This window comes from Achromobacter colocynthidis (genome assembly GCF_057334535.1).
This window is the reverse complement of the sequence record NZ_JBHFIZ010000032.1, coordinates 156,927-174,951: the sequence shown is the minus strand read 5'-3', so window position 1 is coordinate 174,951 and position 18,025 is coordinate 156,927. Positions and strand designations below refer to the sequence as shown.

Below are 18,025 nucleotides of genomic sequence, written 5' to 3'. Positions count from 1 at the left end.
CCAACTCCGATTCGCGTAGGGGCCGGACCATGGTTTTCATAGACAGATTCATCAGCGCCGTCTGCCGCGTGCTGGAACTGGCCATCGCCCTGCTGCTGGCGGCGATGGTGGTACTGGTCTTCGGCAACGTGGTGGCGCGCTATGGCTTCAATTCCGGCATCACGCTGTCGGAAGAGCTCTCGCGCTGGATGTTCATCTGGCTGACCTTCCTGGGCGCCGTCATCGCCTTGAAGGAACGCGGCCACCTGGGCATGGACATGATCGTGGCCAAGCTGCCCACGGCGGGCAAGAAGATCTGCCTGGTGGTCGGGCAGATCATCATGCTTTACATCGTGGCGCTAATGTTCGAAGGCAGTTGGAAGCAGGCGGTGATCAACGCCGACGTCAGCGCGCCCGTCAGCGGTTTACCGATGGCGATCGTGTATGCGGCAGGGCTGGTGTTTTCGGCCCTGGCCGGCTTGATCATCGCGGTGGATCTCTACCGTGTCTTGACGGGCAAGCTGCGCAACCAGGACCTGATCATGGTCCAGGAATCCGAAGAGGCCGTGCAGCTAAAGCAGATTCTGGACGACGCCAAGCATGGCGCCACCGGGAGAAGCGCATGACCATCGCCATTTTTATCGGCTCGCTATTGGGTGTCATGGCCTTGGGCGTGCCCATCGCGTTTGCGCTGCTGGCCAGCGGCGTTGCGCTGATGTGGCACCTGGATATTTTCGATTCGCAGATCCTGGCGCAGAACGTCATTGGTGGCGCGGATAGCTTTCCGCTGCTGGCCGTGCCGTTCTTCATGCTGGCCGGCGAAATCATGAACGTGGGCGGGCTGTCGCGGCGCATCGTGGATTTGGCGCTGGCGCTGGTCGGGCACGTCAAGGGCGGGCTGGGCTACGTCACCATCATGGCGGGTTGCCTGCTGTCCGCCTTGTCAGGTTCGGCCGTGGCCGACGCCGCAGCGTTGACCGCGTTGCTGCTGCCCATGATGGTCAGCGCCGGCCACAAGAAACCCACGGCGGGCGGCTTGATCGCGGCCACGGGCGTGATCGGCCCGGTGATACCACCCAGCATCGGCCTGGTCATCTTCGGGGTGGCGGCCAATGTGTCCATTGCCAAGCTGTTCATGGCGGCCATCGTTCCCGGCCTGTTGATCGGCGGCGCCTTGTGGGTGACCTGGGCATGGCTCGTGCGGCGCGAAAAGCTGGTCCCGCCGCCGCGCAAATCGGCACAGGAAATCGGTACGGCGTTTCGCAAGGCGCTGTGGGCGCTGATGCTGCCCGTCATCATCCTGGTGGGTTTGCGGATGGGGGTATTCACGCCGACGGAAGCCGCCGTGGTCGCCGCCACGTATGCCCTGCTGGTGTCGACGCTGGTCTACCGCGAACTGAAGCTCAACCAGTTGTACGCAGTATTCGTTGGCGCCGCGAAAACCAGCGCCATCGTCATGTTCCTGATCGCGGCCGCGATGGTGAGCGCTTGGCTGATCACCGTGGCCGAGTTGCCCGCCAGCATCGTTGAAATGCTGCAACCGTTCATCGATAACAAGGTCCTGCTGATGGCGGCCATCATGGTGCTGGTCATGGTGGTAGGCACCGCCATGGACATGACGCCCACGATCTTGATCCTGACGCCCGTGCTGATGCCCGTGGTGCGCGCGGCCGAGATCGACCCGGTGTATTTCGGCGTGATGTTCATCATCAACTGCTCGATCGGCCTGGTGACGCCGCCCGTGGGCGCCGTGCTCAACGTGGTGGCGGGGGTCGGCAAGATGAAGCTCGGTGATGTCATGCGCGGCGTGGTGCCGTTCATGATCGCGGAGTTCCTGGTCATGTTCCTGATGATCGTCTTCCCCACCTTGGTCATGGTGCCCGCGCGCTGGTTCGGCGGGTAGCGGGTTCGACAGGATTGCGCCGCCGGGCCGGCCCCGGCGGCACTTAATAGGAGAGTTTTTGCAATGTCCCATCTTGCCCAGTATCGGCGCGCGTTCTGGAACACCCAGCCCGCGTACCGCTTCGACCCTTACGGTTCGACCCAACTGCGCTCGCCCAATGAGCCCTTGATCGTCGTTCCGCAAACCTTGTCCGAGATTACGGGCCCCACCTTCGGCGCGGACTTCGTCGCCCAGGGCGACAGCGACCTGACACGCATCGCCCAGGCCGACGCCATCGGCGAACGCATCATCGTGTCGGGCCGCGTGCTGGACGAAAACGGCAGGCCCGTTCCCGATGCCTTGATTGAAATCTGGCAGGCCAACGCCGCCGGCCGCTACCTGCACAAGCGCGATCAGCACGATGCGCCGCTGGACCCGAACTTCAGCGGCGAAGGCCGCACCGTCACCGACGCGCAGGGCCGCTATCAGTTCAAGACGATCAAGCCGGGCGCCTACCCGTGGGGCAATCACTACAACGGCTGGCGGCCGCAGCATATCCACTTTTCCTTGTTCGGCCGTGCGTATGCCACGCGCCTGGTCACGCAGATGTACTTCCCTGGTGATCCGCTGCTGGAATTCGACCCGATCTTTCAATGCATTCCCGACGCCAAGGCTCGCGCGCGCCTGGTCGCCACGCTTGACTGGGAAACCACCGTGCCCGAGTACGCGCTGGGCTACCGATTCGATATTGTGCTGCGCGGCCGCAACGCCACCCCGATGGAGTAACGCATGCTCTACCCCACCACTTCGCAAACCGTCGGCCCCTATTTGCATATCGGCCTGTCTGGACTGAACTGTGCGGACCTGACCGCCGGCCTGACCGCGCTCGACACGCCCCCGGTCATTATTGAAGGGCGCGTCACGGATGGGCAAGGCAAGCCCGTGCCCGACGGCATGATCGAGATCTGGCAAGCCGACGCGCAAGGCGTGTACCAACATCCGGATGATCCGCGCTATTCCGGCGCTGATGCCGCGAAGTCCGGCTTCACGGGCTTTGGCCGCGTGCCGACCGAGCCGGATGGCTCGTTTCGCATCACCACCATCAAGCCAGGGCGCGTTGCCGGCCCCGACGGCACGCTCCAGGCTCCGCACCTGGTTGTGTCGCTGTTCATGCGTGGGCTGCTCAAGCATCTGTCGACGCGGATGTATTTTCCAGACGAAGCTCAAGCCAACGAACAGGACTGGATTCTGCGGCAAGTTCCCGCCGCGCGGCGGGCCACGCTGGTGGCGCAAGCGGGAGACAACGGCACACTGCGCTGGAACGTCAACCTGCAGGGCGCGGGCGAAACCGTTTTCTTTGAGATCTGACGTGTTTTCAATCGGCGCACCATGACGACTCTTTCCAGCCTGACCGAACAGATCTACTGCGATCGCGACATCATGGCGTGCTTCTCGGGCGCGGAGACGATCAGGCGGATGCTGGAGGTTGAAGCGGCCTTGGCCCGCGCCCAGGCACGCTGCGGCGTCATCCCCGCCAGCGCCGCGCGCGGCATTGATGGGGTTTGCCACGACGCCTGCCGTGGCGACGACATCGGTGCCGTCATCGACCTGGACGCCATCGCCACCGCCTCGATCCTGGCCGGCAACATCGCCATTCCCTTCGTCAAGCAACTGACGGCCGCCGTGCATCGTGTCGACCCCGGGGCGGCGCGTTATGTGCATTGGGGCGCCACCAGCCAGGACATCCTGGACACCGCGCTGGTACTGCAACTGCGCCAAGCCATTGCCCAGTTGGATCAAGACTTGAGCGCGGCGCAATCGGCGTGCGCAACATTGACAGGGGCGCATCGCAACACGATCCTGATCGGCCGGACGTGGATGCAACACGCACTGCCCACCACCTTCGGTCTCAAGACGGCGGGCTGGCTGCAAGACCTGGAACGGGCGCAGCGTCGCTTACGGCAAGACGCGGAACACATGGCGCTGCTGCAATTCGGTGGCGCTGTCGGCACGCTGGCCAGCCTGGGCGCGGCGGCACCCGCCGTCGCGCTAGCCTTTGCCGAAGAGCTGGGTTTGACGCTGCCCGGCATGCCTTGGCACACGCATCGCGACCGGCTCGCCGATGTAGCCGCCACGCTGGGCGTGCTGACCGGCACGCTGGGCAAGATTGCCCGCGATGTCTCGCTGATGGCGCAAACCGAAATCGCGGAACTGGCCGAACCCGGCGGCCCGGGGGGGGCGGCTCTAGCACCATGCCGCACAAACGCAACCCCGTCGCCAGCGCCGCCATCCTGGCCGCCGCGACCCGCGTGCCGCCCCTGGTGTCGACCATGCTGTCCGCGATGGTTCAAGAGCACGAGCGCGCGCTGGGCGGATGGCAGGCCGAATGGGACGTGCTGCCCAGAATCTGCGCCTTGGCAGGCGGCGCGCTGCGCCATCTGGTGGGCATGTTGAACGGCCTGGAAGTCAACCCCGCCAACATGACGCGCAATCTCGACGCCACCCACGGCCTGATTCTGGCCGAGGCATACGCCTTGGCGCTAGGCGCGCGCATCGGCCGTTTGCAGGCGCACGAACTGATCGAACAGGCATCCAAGGAAGCCGTCCGCAGAAACTGCCCGCTGAAAGTCGCCGTGCGGGACACGCTGGCATCGCACGAGGCGACGCGGGAATTGCTGGGTGAGGAAGAACTGGATCGCTTGAGTGATCCGGTGAACTACTTGGGACAAGCGCCTGCGATGTGCGATGAAGTGCTGGCGGCCTGGAAGGCGCGTGGGGGAGAGGTAACGTACGGGGGCTGAGGGGTTGGGAGGGGTCGAGGGAATTGGTCTTAGATTCGGCCGTAGGTGAACGGTCCGATATACGCGCACACTACAGAGCGATTATTGTGTAGCCCATATCAAGGCCTCATGAATCGCGGCGTCACCGTGCAGGATCTTCAAGCAAGCCGGCTTGAGGTAAGCGCGATCGGCCAGGAGAACCAAGTGCTCTACCCCATTTACGTACACAAGGAAAAAGGCAGCGTCTACGGCGCTTCTTTTCCGGACTTTCTCGGTTGCCATGCGGCAGCCTCCACGCTGCAACAGTTGACCGCAGCGGCACAAGAAGCCGTTGAGGCCCATTTATTTGGCGAAACCGCGCCTATTGCCCCGCCCAGCTCCGTTAACGACTGGATGCAGCAGACGGAGTTTCAAGATGGCTTCTGGATGCACGTCGACATTGACCTGTCCACGGTCAACGCCTCACGCCACTCCTGGCCCACAGCCTGACCCATGCGTACCTATCAAGGCTCATGCCATTGCGGCGCCTGCCGCTTCGAAGTTGATCTGGATCTGGATCACGTGCGCAGTTGCAATTGTTCGATCTGCAAGCGGCGCGGCGCGCTGATGCATCGGGTGCCCGCGACAGCGCTACGCATGGTCACCCCGCTGGAAAACCTGAGCACCTACAAGTGGGGGTCCGAGACCGCCACCGACTACTTCTGCGCACGCTGCGGAATCTTGCCGTTCCGGGTACCCAGCCAGCCCACGCCCGAAGAGCGCGCCCAGGGCATGCTTGCCTTCGATGGCTGGGCAATCAATGTCCGTTGTCTTGAAGGGGTGGATCTGGCCGCCGTTCCCGTCAAGTTCGTGAACGGTGCGGATCTGACGATCTAAACGGCGATGGACGGGACGTAGCGATCAGAAAGCAAAAAGCCGAATCCCATGTTTCAAAGGATTCGGCCCTATCACTGCATCCCATCTGCCTGCTTGCGCAAGCAGCTCAGGAATTAGATCGCTTTGATCATCGTCGCCTGGGGACCTTTCTGTCCTTGGCCAGCGACAAACGACACGCGTTGGTTCTCTTCAAGAGACTTGTGTCCGTCACCCTGGATTTCAGAGTAGTGCGCGAACAGATCTTTACCGCCCAGTTCCGGGGAAATAAAGCCGTAGCCCTTGTCGTTGTTGAACCACTTCACGATGCCAGTTTCTATCTTCAATGTATGTCCTAGATGTACAGGGAAAAAATATTCCCGCGGCCACTATGGGTGATTACCAGGAACAAAGATATCCCTGTTTCGAAATGACACAATTACGCGAGTGAGCTTTCTGCCCTGCTGCGGCCGAAGCGGCGCCTATAGGGCTGTCCGCGCCAAGTCCCTCTGTCATAAAAAAAGCCCGCCTACAGAGGCGGGCTGATTCGCACGGGTTGATCGTCAGATAGTGACGTCCACAACCTTGGTGTGATTCATGCAATGCGCATTGATCTTGTACAGGAAGATGAGGTAGCCGATGCCAAGCGTGACGATCGAGATGATCGCCCAAATGACGATATTGCCGATGATGCTGGCCAAATCGATCGTGCATTCCAGCCGCCCCACGCGGCGACCGGAATCGTCAAGCACCGAGGTCCGGCTGATGATGAACCGCTGCATGTAGTACGGGAACACGAACAGCGCCAGGCCGAGCGTGACGATGCTCAAGAGGATCCAGATAATCCCGTGGCCGATGATATCGCCGACGGTGAGATCCGATTTCAACTTCAATTGCTTCATGGTGTGCCCAGGCCTTTGATGTAAGTTAACGCCGGACGTTTTACCATTTTTTTATAAATGTATCAAAACGCACCGACCGCACCAACCGACATCGTGCTGCATGCCTGGGCAACTTTCGGCCTTTCGTTAAACGCCGCTCAGCAATTTCCCTTCTTGGCCTGTCCAGGCGGGCAGAATCCACCACCGCCGCCGCCACCGCCATGCGGGTCCACGATCACGGCGCCATCGGGCGTATAGACCGCGCATCCACCAAGCAGGCATGCAACGACGGCCAGGGCACAGAACATCTTCATCTTGAAATCCAGAGGGTTAAGGTCGGCGAAAGTGTATTTCGGACCCTTGCAACCATGCCCCTACTTTTGTAACGATCCGCCCATGCTCCCTGCTTAAGCGAACCGTTACGCCGCAACGTCCTGGTTCTGGTCAAGCATCAAGCTCAAGGTATTCAGGAACAGATCAAGGCCCAGAATGCCCAAGCCGATGGTCGACAGCACGGTATTGCCCGCCGCATCCTTGATAACAACCTTCTCGGTCCAGGCGTTCAGGTCGACGTTGCGCAGGCTGGATACCGGCACCTTCTGCCCCTGCACTTCCAGCGCGTCGCGGGTGACAACGATGGGCTGGGTGGTGATGCTCAGGAACTTGCCGCTCATGCGCTTGCGCCAGACCTGTCCCGTGCTGATGTAGTTGAAGGTCACCGCCCCGGCCGATGCCAGGGTCTCAAGAACGACAGGCTGGCGCTCGCGCAGGTAGAGCTCGCGGAACAGCTGCTGGAAATCCATGAAGCCCGACAGGTGCAGACTGATCCAGTTGAAGGATTCTTGCGCGTTGCGGCGATAGGCCAGGTTGGTGGCCAGGCCGCTCATCACGGTCTGCCCGGAACTGAACAGATACAGATCTTCGATCTCGGCAAAAGGCGTGTACGTCTTCTGCGCGCCGACGATACGGGCCACGCCCTTTTCATAGATCTCATAGCTAGGCTGACGCAACTTCTTCTGCCACACGCTGGCCGCAAGCGCGCCGAGCCCGCAGAAGGCCAGGAAACCGGCGGTGCCGAAGAAAAGCGGGGGATTCTTCTGGGGCACGATGGTGCTCAGGTAGACAACGAAACCGGCCAGTGCCAGGCACGCGATGCCCAGTATTACAAGGAAATAGACAAAGAACTTGCCATGCCGAAAGGTCTTGATCAGTTCGCCTGTCGAGGGCTGAGAGTGCTGCGTTGCCATGTACTGCCACATCCTGTTGTTGAGAGCGGTCCGTTATTAGATGCGGGCGGAGTGCCCGCCAAGGACCGCGCCGGATTGTAAAAGAACCGGCTCACCTGCGCGGGGTTTGCTTATAGATAGGAGTGGCAGGCAGCCAGCGCCACCCAAGCAACCCCCGCACATTAGTTGATTAAATCAACCAATTGCACGAGAATGATTGCTTTCCCACCGAGATGCCATCATGACTTTGCAGACCCCGCTGACCCGTCTTCTGGGTATCCGATATCCCATCATTCAAGCCGGCATGAGCTGGGCATCCTCCAACGCGGAACTGGCGGCCGCTGTCTCGGCCGCTGGCGGCCTGGGCGTGGTGGCCTCCGGACCGATGTACCCCGAGGCGCTGCAAGCCGCGCTGCGCAAGCTTCGCAGCCTGACCGATGCCCCCTACGCGGTGAACATCCCGCTCTACAACAAGCGCGCGCGCGAGCATTTGGACATCGCCATCGCGGAAGGCGCCCCTATCATCATCGCCTCGCAAGGCGGGCCGCGAGAGCACCTGGGCCGCGTGCACGATGCCGGGATGAAATGGCTACAGGTCATTGCCAGCCCGGTCCATGCCGAGAAAGCCCAGGCGGCCGGCGTCGATGGCGTGATCGCGGTCGGGTTGGAGGCTGGCGGGCACCCCGGCCCTGAAGAGATCACCACCCAAGTGCTGCTGCGGGCGACGGTGCAGCGCGTGGACCTTCCGGTGGTTGCAGCCGGCGGCATCGCGGATGGCGCGGGAATTGCCGCCGCGCTTTGCCTGGGTGCGGCCGGCGCGCAACTGGGAACGCGCTTTTTGCTGACACCCGAAGCGGGCGTGCACGCGGCCTATAAAGCGGCCGTGATGGGCGCGAACATCAGCGACACCACCCTGGTTGGCCGCGGGCGCTCGCCGGTGCGCATGCTGCGCAACGCCTTTGCCCAGCAGTACCTCACCGCCGAACGCAACGGCAGCGACGAAGAGCTGGACGCCCTGTTTGCCCAGAGCACCTTGAAGCAAGCGGCGCTGGAAGGCAATGTCGAACTGGGTAAAGTCGAAGCCGGGCAAAGCGCCGGGTTGATTGACGATCTGGTACCGGCCGGCGAATTAATGCAGCGTCTGGTGGAAGAAACCTTGGTGGCGATTCGGCGGCTTTCCGCGTTGGGCTGAGCCGCGACCGTGGCAAGGTCCAGCGCAGTTGAACTGGGCAAGCACCGACGTCATACACCACGCCGACTCCCGAAGATTGGCTTTATCCAACCATCGGGAGTCCGTTCATTTCACGTCTGAAGTCGTGAACCACCCGACTTCTTCGGCAAGCCGACTTCTTCGACCGCCCTACTTCTTCAACAAGCCCGCGCCTTCGACCAGCTTGCGCATGGCTACCTGATCCTTCTCCACGAACTGGGTCGCTTCTTGCGGCGTCATGGTCCAGAGCTCGACACCTTGCGCGTCCATCAGCTTGCGATATTCCGCCGACTGGTTCACGGCCTGCACGGCTTTGTTCAATGTCTCCAGCACCTGGGGCGGCGTGCCTTTGGGCGCGGCCAAGCTGTACCACGACGCCGCCTCCGCCCCGCTTACCCCCGCTTCCGCCAAGGTGGGCACATCGGGAAACAAGGCCGAGCGCTTGGGGTTGGCATAGGCCAGCGCCTTGAGTTTTCCGCTACGAATGAACTGCACGCTGGCAGCCAGATTCAACACGGCCATGTCGACCTGCCCGCCCACCAGATCATTGATGGCCGGGGCAGCGCCGCTATAGGGAATATGCATGATGTCGACCTTGGCCTGCTGGCGGAACAGCTCGCCGCCCAGATGCGGCGAACTGCCCGGGCCCGCCGACGCGTAGTTGATCTTGCCCGGTTCCTTGCGCGCCAGGGCGATAAGCTCCGGCAAGGTCGACACCGGCATGGATGAACGCACCACCAGCATATTGGGCTGGTTGGCCACGATGCCCACGAAGGCAAAATCCTTGATGCCGTCGTACGGCGTCTGCTGCATCAAGGGCGTCACCACATGCGCGGCCGACGTGCCCAGCAACAAGGTATAGCCATCCGGTTTGGCCCGCGCCACGAAGTTGGCGCCTATGGCAGCCCCACCCCCGGCCTTGTTCTCCACGATAACCGCCTTGCCCAACTGCTTTTCCAGCTCGCGCGCCAACGCCCGCCCCAGCACATCGGCGGGGCCGCCCGCCGCATAAGGATTGACCAGCGTGATCGGCTGACTGGGATAGCTGTCCGCCGCCAGGCTTGCACCGCTGCACACCGCGCTGACGGCCAAGCCGCACAGCAATCGCTTCAAGGTATTCATCTTTGTCTCCTGATCCTCATCGGGATGCTTTTTTTGTATTGCTAGATGGCGCCAAGCTGCCTTAGCGCCGTGATTTCCTCGTGCGACAGCCCCAGCCTTGCGCGCAACACCTCGTCGGTATGCTCGCCCAGCAAAGGAGGCCGTTCGACCTGAGGATCTTCATAACCCTCGAACTTGAAGGGCACCGGCACCGCGCCAAAGCGGCCGATGCGAGGATGCTCATAGCTTGCGACCATGCCGCGCGCGAGCACGTGCTCGTTATTGAGAATTTCGCCAACATCCAGAATCGGCCCGGCCGGCACGCCGGCGGCATCACAACGGCGGCAAAGCTCATCGCGGTCCAGCTTGGCCACCGCGCCCTGCAAGCCGGCCATGACTTCCTCTCGCCGGGCCACGCGCACCGCGTTGCGGGCCAGTTCCTCATCGGCGCTCCATTGAGGGAGGTCCAAGAGGTCGCACAGCGGTTTCCAGTGTTGGTCGCTGCCGGTGATCTGCACCCATTTGCCATCGCGGCATTCAAACGCGGCCGACGGCACGCGCCCAGGATGTTCCGTGCCCATGCGCGGCGGTACTTCACCCAAGGCGAAATAGCGCGCCGCAGCCAACGACAGCAGGCCGACCTGACCGTCCAGCATGGAGAAATCGACATGGCAGCCGCGCCCGCTACGCTCACGGCCGACCAGGGCCGACAAAATGCCTATCGCCGCCCACAAGCCCGAGGTCAAGTCGGCCACCGGCAAGCCAGGCTTGACCGGCCCGCGACCACGCTCGCCGGTCAAACTCATGATGCCGCCCATGGCCTGGAATACGGTGTCATAGCCTTTACGCGCCGCATACGGCCCGGTCATGCCAAAGCCGGTGCACGAGAAGTAAATCAGGTCGGTGTTGTCGGGCGCGATGTGCGCTTTGTCCAGGCCGTAGCGCGCCAGAGTGCCCACCGGAAAATTCTCGACCACCACATCAACGTCCTGTGCCAGCCGGCGTATCAAGTCCTGCCCCTCGGGCGTGCGGAAATTAACCGTGATCGATTGCTTGCTGCGATTGAAGGCAAGGTAATAGGCCGACTCATCGCCGCCCTCGCCGTGCACCTTGGGTTCAAATCCGCGCGTCTCGTCGCCGCCTTCGGGTTGTTCGACCTTGATCACCGTGGCGCCCAGTTCGGCCAATATCATCGACGCGAAGGGGCAGGCCAGCACCCGCGACAAGTCCAGGATGGTGACGCCATCAAGCGGCTTCATCGCGCCGCCCCTTGTCGAAAGCCGCGCATGATGATGTTGGCATCCCGGCCCACGCCCAGCGCGTCTTCCAGCGCAAGATCCGCGCAACGATGGAATGCGCGCTTGGTGAGACCCATGGCGGCCGGGTCCCAACCCGCGACACGCTCGGCCAGTTCTAACGCTTGCGGCAAGACGTCGGCGGCCGGCACTGCCCGATTCACCAATCCCAAGGCCAGCGCCCGATGGCCGTCGATGGCCTCGGCCATGGCCACCAGCTCGAAAGCCTGCTTGCGGCCCAATTGCCGTACCAGATTGGCCATCACCACCGCGGCCACGATGCCGTGACGCAATTCCGGATAGCCAAAGCGCGTGTCCTCGGCCATGACCACCATGTCGCACGCCAGCGCCAGGCCGGCACCGCCGCCCAGCGCATTGCCATGCACGGCGCCGATCACGGGCTTGCTCATCCGCGAGAAAACCAGATGCAGGTCGGTAGTCAGGCTGGCGCGCGCCAGCACGGCCTCGGGATGTTCAGGCGTCAGCGCGGAAAACTCCGTCGTATCCGCGCCTGCGCAAAACGACTTGCCATTGCCGGTCAGCACCACCGCGCGCACCGACTGGTCTTGATCAGCCTCGCGCAGGCTGGTCAGCAAGCCGGTCGTCAAGGCGGTGTTCAAGGCATTGTGCTTTTCCGGGCGGTTCAGCCGCAGCACGCGCACCGCGCCCTGATTTTCGATAATCAATTCAACCATGTCTTGACCTCTATTTAATTGATTTAATCAACTTTATGAGCATAAGAAAGCCTGTCACAGACAGGCTGCTGCCTTAGCGCGGCTGTACGCCGCGACCGCGGCGTGTGGGCACTTCGGCCTTCAAGTCATTAAGCATATCCAGCATGTGCGACGTCATCTTGTCCAAGGCGCGCTCCAGCACCTCGCGCTCGTCTTCGCTCAGCACGGCCAGCATTTCCTCGTTACGCTCAATGGCGGCCGGGAATATCTCTTGGTAGAGTTTTTTTCCAGCGCGCGTCAGGTCCAGGCTTACGCCGCGCGCATCCTGGGCGTCGGCGCTGCGCTTGATCAAGCCGCGCTCGATCAGGTCGGACACCGTACGGCTGGCCTGGCTTTTGTCGATATTGGCTTCACGTGCCACTGCGTTCAGAGACATATCGGGCGTGGCACCCAGCAAGGCCAGAATCCGCCACTCACGCGGACCCACGCCATAGCGGCTTTCGTTAAGGCCAGCGGCAATACGGCTGGACACATAGGCCAGCCGATTCAAGCGGTAGGAAAACAGCTCCTTGAGCGTGGCGGGCGTGGCGCGGCGGGGGGAAAGCTTGCTTTTGGTTGCCATGGAATTCTCTTGGAGCGGTTGCGGTGACGAGGGCATGATATACAACCGCCGCTCAAGCACCGGCCTTGATCAACGGATGGAAGCCGCTGTCGGCCACGCGGCTATGCAGGTCGCGCCCCAGCACCTCGCGGCAACGCTGCGACACGGCGGCCAGCCCGTCCAGGTCCAGACCGGTGCGCACGCCCATGGATTCAAACAGACTGACCAGGTCTTCAGTCGCCACATTGCCGGTATGGCCGCCGCCATATTTGACCTTGGCCGGATGGCCGCCCACGCCGCCGACGGCGCAATCAAACCAGCGCACACCGGCGTCCAAGGCGGCCACGTAATTCACCAGGCCGGTTGCGCGGGTGTCATGAAAATGGGCCACCAGCGTGAGCTGCGGCAATTCACGTTGCAACGCGCCATACAACTCGCGCACCGCTTGCGGCGTGGCCATGCCGGTGGTGTCGCCCAAGGTGACGATATCCACACCCAGCGCCGCATAGCGCTCGGCGTCGCGCAGCACGCTATCGGCCGATACCGCGCCCTCGAAGGGGCAACCAAACGCCACCGAGATCGTGCCTATCATGCGGAAATGGCCCCGGCCCAGGCTGGCCATCTCGGCGATATTGCCCCATTGGTCAGCGCGGCTGCGCTTCAGATTGCGCTCGGAGTGCGACTCGCTGGCCGAGACCAGCAGGCTGATCTCATTGGCGCCGTGCCCCTGCTCCAGATCGGCCAGCGCCCGCTGCACGGCGCGCGCATTAGCGCAGGTCGCCTTGTACCAGACGCCGTGCCGACGCGGCAGCGCCGCCAGCATGTCGCTCGCATCGGCAAATTGCGGCACCACCTTGGGATTGGAATACGAGGTGGCCTCTACCCGCTCAAAACCCAGCGCCGCAAACGCGTCGACCAATTCGATCTTGATGTCGGTCGCAATGAAATCCGGCTCATGCTGCAAGCCATCGCGGGCAAAACACTCGCACAGCACCACATCACGCGTCATGCTTTTTCCTCCAGGCCAAACAGGCGGATCGCGTGGGCGCGCAACTTTATCTTCTGCACCTTGGAGCTACCTGTCATGCCTATGTTTTCGAAGGTATCGACGATTTCCATATAGCGCGGCACCTTGAAATTGGCGCAACGGCTTTTGCACCAGGCGATCAACTCGGCAGTCTCGGCCTGCTGGTCTTCGCGCAAGAGCACAAAGGCGGCCGGCACTTCGCCCAGACGAACATCGGGCACCCCCACCACCTGGGCCATGCGCACGGCAGGATGACCATGCAAAACCTCTTCAACCTCGGCCGGCGCCACATTTTCGCCACCGACCCGGAACATATCCTTCAAGCGGCCCACCATGCGCAAGCGCCCATCGGCATTCATCTCGCCCAGGTCGCCCGTGCTGAGCCAGCCATCCTCGCTCAACGCGCGTGCGGTGGCCTCGGGCATCTTGTAATAGCCCTTCATCACGCTCCAGCCACGGGCCTGGATCTCACCCTGCCCGCCGGGAGCGACTACCGCGCCGGTTGCCGGATCGATCAGACGGATTTCCATGCCAGGATGCGGCAAGGCCCACCCGTGGGCGCGCAATGAAAACTCGTCGTTCCAGGCCGACATGACGATATTGGGTGAGGCTTCGGATTGCCCATAGGCGTTGCACACCGAGGGCACGCCCATCACATCGCGAATCTTCTGCATCACCTCGGGGCCAGCGGCGGCCCAACCGCCACGCAGATGAATCCGCTGGCGATCAAAATCGGGATGGCCCATCAGCATCAGAAAGATGGTGTCGTTGCCGGAGGTCAGCGTGCAGCGCTCTTCATCCAACATGCGCAAGGTCTCGCCCACATCAAAATTCGGCAAGGTCAGCAGACAGCACCCGGTCACCAGGCTGACCAGAATGGACAGCGTGGTGCCGGCCACGTGGAAATAAGGCCGGATACTGAAATAGCGGTCTTCCGGCCGCACGCCCATGCGCTTCGCCACGGCTGCGGCATTGCCCAGCATATTGGCGTGGCTGAGCATCACGCCCTTGGGGAACGAAGTCGTGCCCGAGGTGTATTGGATCAAAAGCACATCATCACTGCTGACGGCGTGCATGGCTGCATCAAAGCCCGCCGCGTCGGCACGATCCGCGCCTTCGATAAAGTCTGCCCACGAGGTCGTGCCCGGCAGGCTGCGATCACCCAGCACCACCACCTTGCCCAATACCGGCAGCGCCACGCCGGGCAGACGCTGCGTCAGGGCGGGCTCTACCCGTTGCAGCAGATCCAGAAAGTCTATGCCCAGAAAGGTGTCGGCCGTCAGCAGCAGCTTGACGTCAGCCTGTTGCAGGCAGAAGGCCAGCTCTTCCGTCTTGAACCGGGTATTGACCGGCACCGTCACCGCGCCGATCAAGGCGCAGGCGTAGAACAGTTGCAGCCAGTCGCCACCATTACCAAGAAAGATGCCGACATGGTCACCACGGCGCACACCGGCCGCATACAGCGCCCGCGCACGTAGCCGGGCGCCGGCTGCCAGCTCATTCCAGTTCAAACGTTCCCCCGGGGCCACAAAAGCCTCTTCGGGGCCACGTGCCGCCACCGTCTGCGCCAAACAGGCAGCCAGAGTCATTGCCTTCATGCCTGCGGCTCCTTGCCAAAGCCGGCGATGGCGCCTTGCCAATCCGTGCCACGCAGGTTTTCTTCAATGGCCAACAGTTCAATGGCCATCGCGCCTTCGCGCGTGGTGGCCAGGCCTTGATCAATGCTGCGCTTGGTCAGACGCATGGTCAAAGGCTGGGCACTGGCCATGGCGGCCGCCATGGCTTGCGCCTCCTGGCGCAGCGCATCTGGCGCATACACATGGTTGACCAGACCGATCTCGCGCGCTTCGTCGGCGTCGAAGCGGCGGCCGGTAAACAACAGCTCTTTGGCCATGCGAGCGCCAGCAATACGCGGTAAACGCTGCGTTGCGCCGACCGTGCCCCACCCCACTTCGGGATAGCAGAACACGGCCTCGGTGGAGGCCAGCACGAAGTCGCAGGCGCCGGCGATTTCGCAACCCGAACCAAAGGCCGGACCATGCACCACCGCCACCACGGGTTGCGGCAGGCGCTCAATGGCGGCATAAGCGGCAAAGCCCTGAACCCGGCGCGCCGTCAGCTCCTGATGGTTCATGGTTTTGCGTTCCTTGAGATCGGCGCCAGCGCAAAAGGCGGGGCCGTTGCCCGTGATCAGCGCCACGTGCACGCCGGGGTCAGCCGCAATCGCCTCCATGACCTGCACCAGCTCCGCGCACATCTGCGAACTGAGCGCGTTACGGCTATCGGGCCGGTTCAATGTCACCGTGGCAACACGGTCCCGCACCTCAAGCAGAATCGTGTGATAAGTCGGGGTCATGCCTGCTCCTGAATGTTCGGTTCTTGTCGCCGCAAGACGCCGCGGCCATGGATCGACTATATGCCTTTTAGTTGATTTAATCCACTATTTATTCGAGCGCTGTTACGTCCTCGGCCTGACCGGATATACCGTTCTTTTCTGCAATGTTGGGCCTGGAGACCTTGGCCCCGAATACGCCCCTGGCTTCAGGCGGTCGGTGCAACATTCGCCAAGCGCCTCAGCTGGAGTCGTGGACCCCAAGGTCTTTCCGAGACGGACGTTTAGCTTGGCGGCGGCTTCGTCGAGGTTGCGCTGCGCATAGCTTGCCACGCCTGGGCATGGCGGAACGTTCGCTGGGTTAGCAGATCATTTCGCCTTCGCGCGCACGGCGTTGCAATCGAGTTCCAGCACGATTTTTCCCGTCCCTTTTTCAGTCACCTTGGACGCCAACTGCAGGTCTTTAGGGTTGCCGCGATCTTTGCAGGCTTCGTATGCGTAGGCTTCCGCCAAAGCGAGATTTGCCCCAGGATCGGAACCGTGCCCGTGCATCCATCTACCGAAAGGATCTTTCCTGGAAACCTGATAGGTCGTAGCACTGGAAGATGCGACTGCCTGAGGCTGGCCCTTCTTTCTCTTTGCGCGCTCCGCGTCGCAGTCCAGTTCCAGGAGCACCTTTCCCGTGGCCTTTTCCGTCACTTTCGCCGCGCGGTTCCAAAGTTTGGGGTTGCCGCGATCCAGGCAAGCGCGTTGCGCGGCTCCTTCAGCAGCGTAAAGCTCCGTACCCGGTTGATTCGCCGCGGGGCCTTTCCACACGCCCGCAGGATCCTGCCAGGTGGCGATGTATTGAGCTGCAACCGGACCCGTCAGCATCATCCCCATGATGCCCGCACCGCATAGCCATCTCTTCATGACGATCCCCTCGGTTGTTCTTTTTTTCGAACAAATAGGGTAGTCGCGGAAGCGGTCTATGTAACTCCACCGAAAAGGGCAATCCCTCCGGTAATGCCCCCACCTTCACCTACACCGAGCGATTGAGCCGAGTGCATCAGGTGTTTGAGGACGCTATGTGCCAGGGTTTAAGGCTTGCGGACAATGGCGGCGCTTAAGGCGTGTTCGCCGGGCGCTTACCATTCAGCAACGCTGACACAAGCGAAACGCGGCCGCGATACGCAAGCGCGGCGGAGTCCGCCGTCGTTCATCCAACAGTGGCCATGTGCTCACGAATCAATTCGCTCCCCATTCACACGGATCACAGGCCTGCGCTTCTCGTCGAAGCCGCACAGCCGGTCGATATCTTTGGGGAACTGCGTGTACGGCACGTTGTACTGGATGAAGGCCTCGACGCTGTCCGGAAATGCGTTGATGAGCAGCCAGCCCAGCCAGAGCGGAATGGTGAGGGGGGCTGTGAACATTCCATAGGGCTTCGCCAGCCGGCGTCGCAGGCCTGCATACCAGTCTCGGTAGGGTTGTTGGGTCTCTCGCCATCGGCTCTGTCGTGGTGGCAGCGGCGCGGGTTTGGGCAGGCCTTCTGGGCCTCGTTCCATGAAGGCTTGCAAATAGGACCAGAGGGCCTTGGCCGAACGGTCGCCGTCAAACAGGCCGAGATTGCCGCATGCCGCACAGATTTCTGTCGGCGGGTCCATGCTGTAGTCCACGCCAAAAAGGTACAGCGGGTGCCGGCTGGTGTAGCCACTTGCAGACACAATGGGTACGTAGCCCGCGAAGGCTTCGAGTTGGTCCCAGTCAAGTACGTGCAGACGCTTCTGGCGCCGATAGATGAAGTAGAGTTTGCGGGTGCCTCGGTGAATGCGAATATACGCGCCGCGATTTCGATGGGCACCGCTAGCGAAGTAGAAAATGGAGATCATTGCAGGCAGCACAGGGATATAGAGTGAAATCTCCACGAAACTCCTCAATGTCACGTGCTCTATACCTTCAACAAAAAGAATAAGCGCACATGCTCCGAGCGAGACAACGACTGACAATCCAAGGGCTCCAGCGGCCCCAAGTTGAGTGAAATTCGCAAAGGTTTCAAGTTCAACAGCCTGACTGTTTACCCTACGCACGCCATCCGGTTGAGGGCTTTCTCCTGTGGGCTGATCTCGATATAGAGGCGTTCCACCAAAGCGCAGGTTGTTTGGCAGACGCTTGATCACATTGTCTGTCCTATCCACGGCAGTAC

General features: G+C 61.9%; 22 protein-coding genes. 9 read left to right on the top strand and 13 right to left on the bottom strand.

All coding sequences use genetic code 11. The annotated features are described in order from the left end of the window. The first annotated feature begins 38 nt into the window (after positions 1-38). The 8 genes from ACE04A_RS14965 (at position 39) to ACE04A_RS14930 (ending at position 5,517) form a co-directional block, all read left to right on the top strand. The gene (locus tag ACE04A_RS14965) at positions 39-605 is read left to right on the top strand and encodes a TRAP transporter small permease (RefSeq protein ID WP_424917686.1); all 567 of its coding nucleotides are present in this window, start codon (positions 39-41) and stop codon (positions 603-605) included. Next, complete coding sequence (locus ACE04A_RS14960) at positions 602-1,882, top strand: TRAP transporter large permease (RefSeq protein WP_259245809.1); 1,281 nt, start codon at positions 602-604, stop codon at positions 1,880-1,882. The genes ACE04A_RS14965 and ACE04A_RS14960 overlap by 4 nt, the downstream gene beginning before the upstream one ends. A gap of 63 nt (positions 1,883-1,945) precedes the next feature. After that, positions 1,946-2,647: a protocatechuate 3,4-dioxygenase subunit beta gene (gene pcaH, locus ACE04A_RS14955; RefSeq protein ID WP_259245808.1), complete on the top strand. Its 702-nt coding sequence runs from the start codon at positions 1,946-1,948 to the stop codon at positions 2,645-2,647. Positions 2,648-2,650: 3 nt separating this feature from the next. Continuing rightward, complete coding sequence (gene pcaG, locus ACE04A_RS14950; RefSeq protein ID WP_448717462.1) at positions 2,651-3,229, top strand: protocatechuate 3,4-dioxygenase subunit alpha; 579 nt, start codon at positions 2,651-2,653, stop codon at positions 3,227-3,229. Between the two features lie 21 nt (positions 3,230-3,250). Next, positions 3,251-4,315 (top strand): lyase family protein, encoded by a 1,065-nt coding sequence (locus ACE04A_RS14945; RefSeq protein WP_485820257.1) that lies wholly within the window; start codon positions 3,251-3,253, stop codon positions 4,313-4,315. Further along, positions 4,255-4,662 (top strand): hypothetical protein, encoded by a 408-nt coding sequence (locus ACE04A_RS14940; protein ID WP_485820256.1) that lies wholly within the window; start codon positions 4,255-4,257, stop codon positions 4,660-4,662. The genes ACE04A_RS14945 and ACE04A_RS14940 overlap by 61 nt, the downstream gene beginning before the upstream one ends. Positions 4,663-4,770: 108 nt before the next feature. After that, entirely contained in the window at positions 4,771-5,130 is a 360-nt protein-coding gene (locus tag ACE04A_RS14935; RefSeq protein WP_438860292.1) for a type II toxin-antitoxin system HicB family antitoxin, read from the top strand. Positions 5,131-5,133: 3 nt separating this feature from the next. Further along, positions 5,134-5,517: a GFA family protein gene (locus tag ACE04A_RS14930; protein ID WP_448717465.1), complete on the top strand. Its 384-nt coding sequence runs from the start codon at positions 5,134-5,136 to the stop codon at positions 5,515-5,517. Between the two features lie 113 nt (positions 5,518-5,630). Here the strand turns inward: ACE04A_RS14930 and ACE04A_RS14925 are convergent, their stop codons facing one another. The 4 genes from ACE04A_RS14925 to ACE04A_RS14910 form a co-directional block, all read right to left on the bottom strand. After that, entirely contained in the window at positions 5,631-5,834 is a 204-nt protein-coding gene (locus ACE04A_RS14925; RefSeq protein WP_172616244.1) for a cold-shock protein, read from the bottom strand. A gap of 222 nt (positions 5,835-6,056) precedes the next feature. Then, the gene (locus ACE04A_RS14920) at positions 6,057-6,395 is read right to left on the bottom strand and encodes a DUF6693 family protein (protein WP_100856830.1); all 339 of its coding nucleotides are present in this window, start codon (positions 6,393-6,395) and stop codon (positions 6,057-6,059) included. Between the two features lie 137 nt (positions 6,396-6,532). Continuing rightward, positions 6,533-6,688: a hypothetical protein gene (locus tag ACE04A_RS14915; protein ID WP_100856831.1), complete on the bottom strand. Its 156-nt coding sequence runs from the start codon at positions 6,686-6,688 to the stop codon at positions 6,533-6,535. Positions 6,689-6,793: 105 nt separating this feature from the next. Further along, the gene (locus ACE04A_RS14910; protein WP_448717466.1) at positions 6,794-7,621 is read right to left on the bottom strand and encodes a hypothetical protein; all 828 of its coding nucleotides are present in this window, start codon (positions 7,619-7,621) and stop codon (positions 6,794-6,796) included. Between the two features lie 220 nt (positions 7,622-7,841). On the opposite strand from ACE04A_RS14910, the gene ACE04A_RS14905 reads away from it, so the two are divergent. Then, positions 7,842-8,792, top strand: a complete 951-nt coding sequence (locus ACE04A_RS14905; RefSeq protein WP_259245803.1) for an NAD(P)H-dependent flavin oxidoreductase — start codon at positions 7,842-7,844, stop codon at positions 8,790-8,792. A 168-nt stretch (positions 8,793-8,960) separates the two neighbouring features. Here the strand turns inward: ACE04A_RS14905 and ACE04A_RS14900 are convergent, their stop codons facing one another. The 9 genes from ACE04A_RS14900 to ACE04A_RS14860 all read right to left on the bottom strand — a co-directional run bounded on the left by ACE04A_RS14900 (position 8,961) and on the right by ACE04A_RS14860 (position 17,999). Further along, positions 8,961-9,932, bottom strand: coding sequence for a Bug family tripartite tricarboxylate transporter substrate binding protein (locus ACE04A_RS14900; protein ID WP_485820255.1), 972 nt, complete (start codon positions 9,930-9,932; stop codon positions 8,961-8,963). 41 nt (positions 9,933-9,973) lie between these two features. Next, entirely contained in the window at positions 9,974-11,170 is a 1,197-nt protein-coding gene (locus ACE04A_RS14895; protein WP_279995601.1) for a CaiB/BaiF CoA transferase family protein, read from the bottom strand. Beyond that, on the bottom strand, positions 11,167-11,901 hold the full coding sequence (locus tag ACE04A_RS14890; RefSeq protein ID WP_485820254.1) for an enoyl-CoA hydratase/isomerase family protein: 735 nt from the start codon (positions 11,899-11,901) through the stop codon (positions 11,167-11,169). The genes ACE04A_RS14895 and ACE04A_RS14890 overlap by 4 nt, the downstream gene beginning before the upstream one ends. A 73-nt stretch (positions 11,902-11,974) precedes the next feature. Beyond that, positions 11,975-12,502, bottom strand: coding sequence for a MarR family winged helix-turn-helix transcriptional regulator (locus ACE04A_RS14885; RefSeq protein ID WP_279995603.1), 528 nt, complete (start codon positions 12,500-12,502; stop codon positions 11,975-11,977). 52 nt (positions 12,503-12,554) lie between these two features. Continuing rightward, positions 12,555-13,490, bottom strand: a complete 936-nt coding sequence (locus ACE04A_RS14880; RefSeq protein WP_448717472.1) for a hydroxymethylglutaryl-CoA lyase — start codon at positions 13,488-13,490, stop codon at positions 12,555-12,557. Beyond that, a complete protein-coding gene (locus ACE04A_RS14875) occupies positions 13,487-15,106 on the bottom strand; it encodes an AMP-binding protein (RefSeq protein ID WP_485820253.1) in 1,620 nt (539 codons plus the stop codon). The genes ACE04A_RS14880 and ACE04A_RS14875 overlap by 4 nt, the downstream gene beginning before the upstream one ends. Further along, positions 15,103-15,864 carry an enoyl-CoA hydratase/isomerase family protein gene (locus tag ACE04A_RS14870; RefSeq protein ID WP_448717476.1) on the bottom strand — a complete coding sequence of 254 codons (762 nt, stop codon included), beginning with the start codon at positions 15,862-15,864 and terminating at the stop codon, positions 15,103-15,105. Before ACE04A_RS14870 ends, ACE04A_RS14875 begins: the two co-directional genes overlap by 4 nt. Before the next feature lie 345 nt (positions 15,865-16,209). Next, positions 16,210-16,752 carry a hypothetical protein gene (locus tag ACE04A_RS14865; RefSeq protein ID WP_448717477.1) on the bottom strand — a complete coding sequence of 181 codons (543 nt, stop codon included), beginning with the start codon at positions 16,750-16,752 and terminating at the stop codon, positions 16,210-16,212. Positions 16,753-17,060: 308 nt separating this feature from the next. Continuing rightward, complete coding sequence (locus ACE04A_RS14860; protein WP_448717478.1) at positions 17,061-17,999, bottom strand: DUF6708 domain-containing protein; 939 nt, start codon at positions 17,997-17,999, stop codon at positions 17,061-17,063. Positions 18,000-18,025 lie beyond the last annotated feature (26 nt).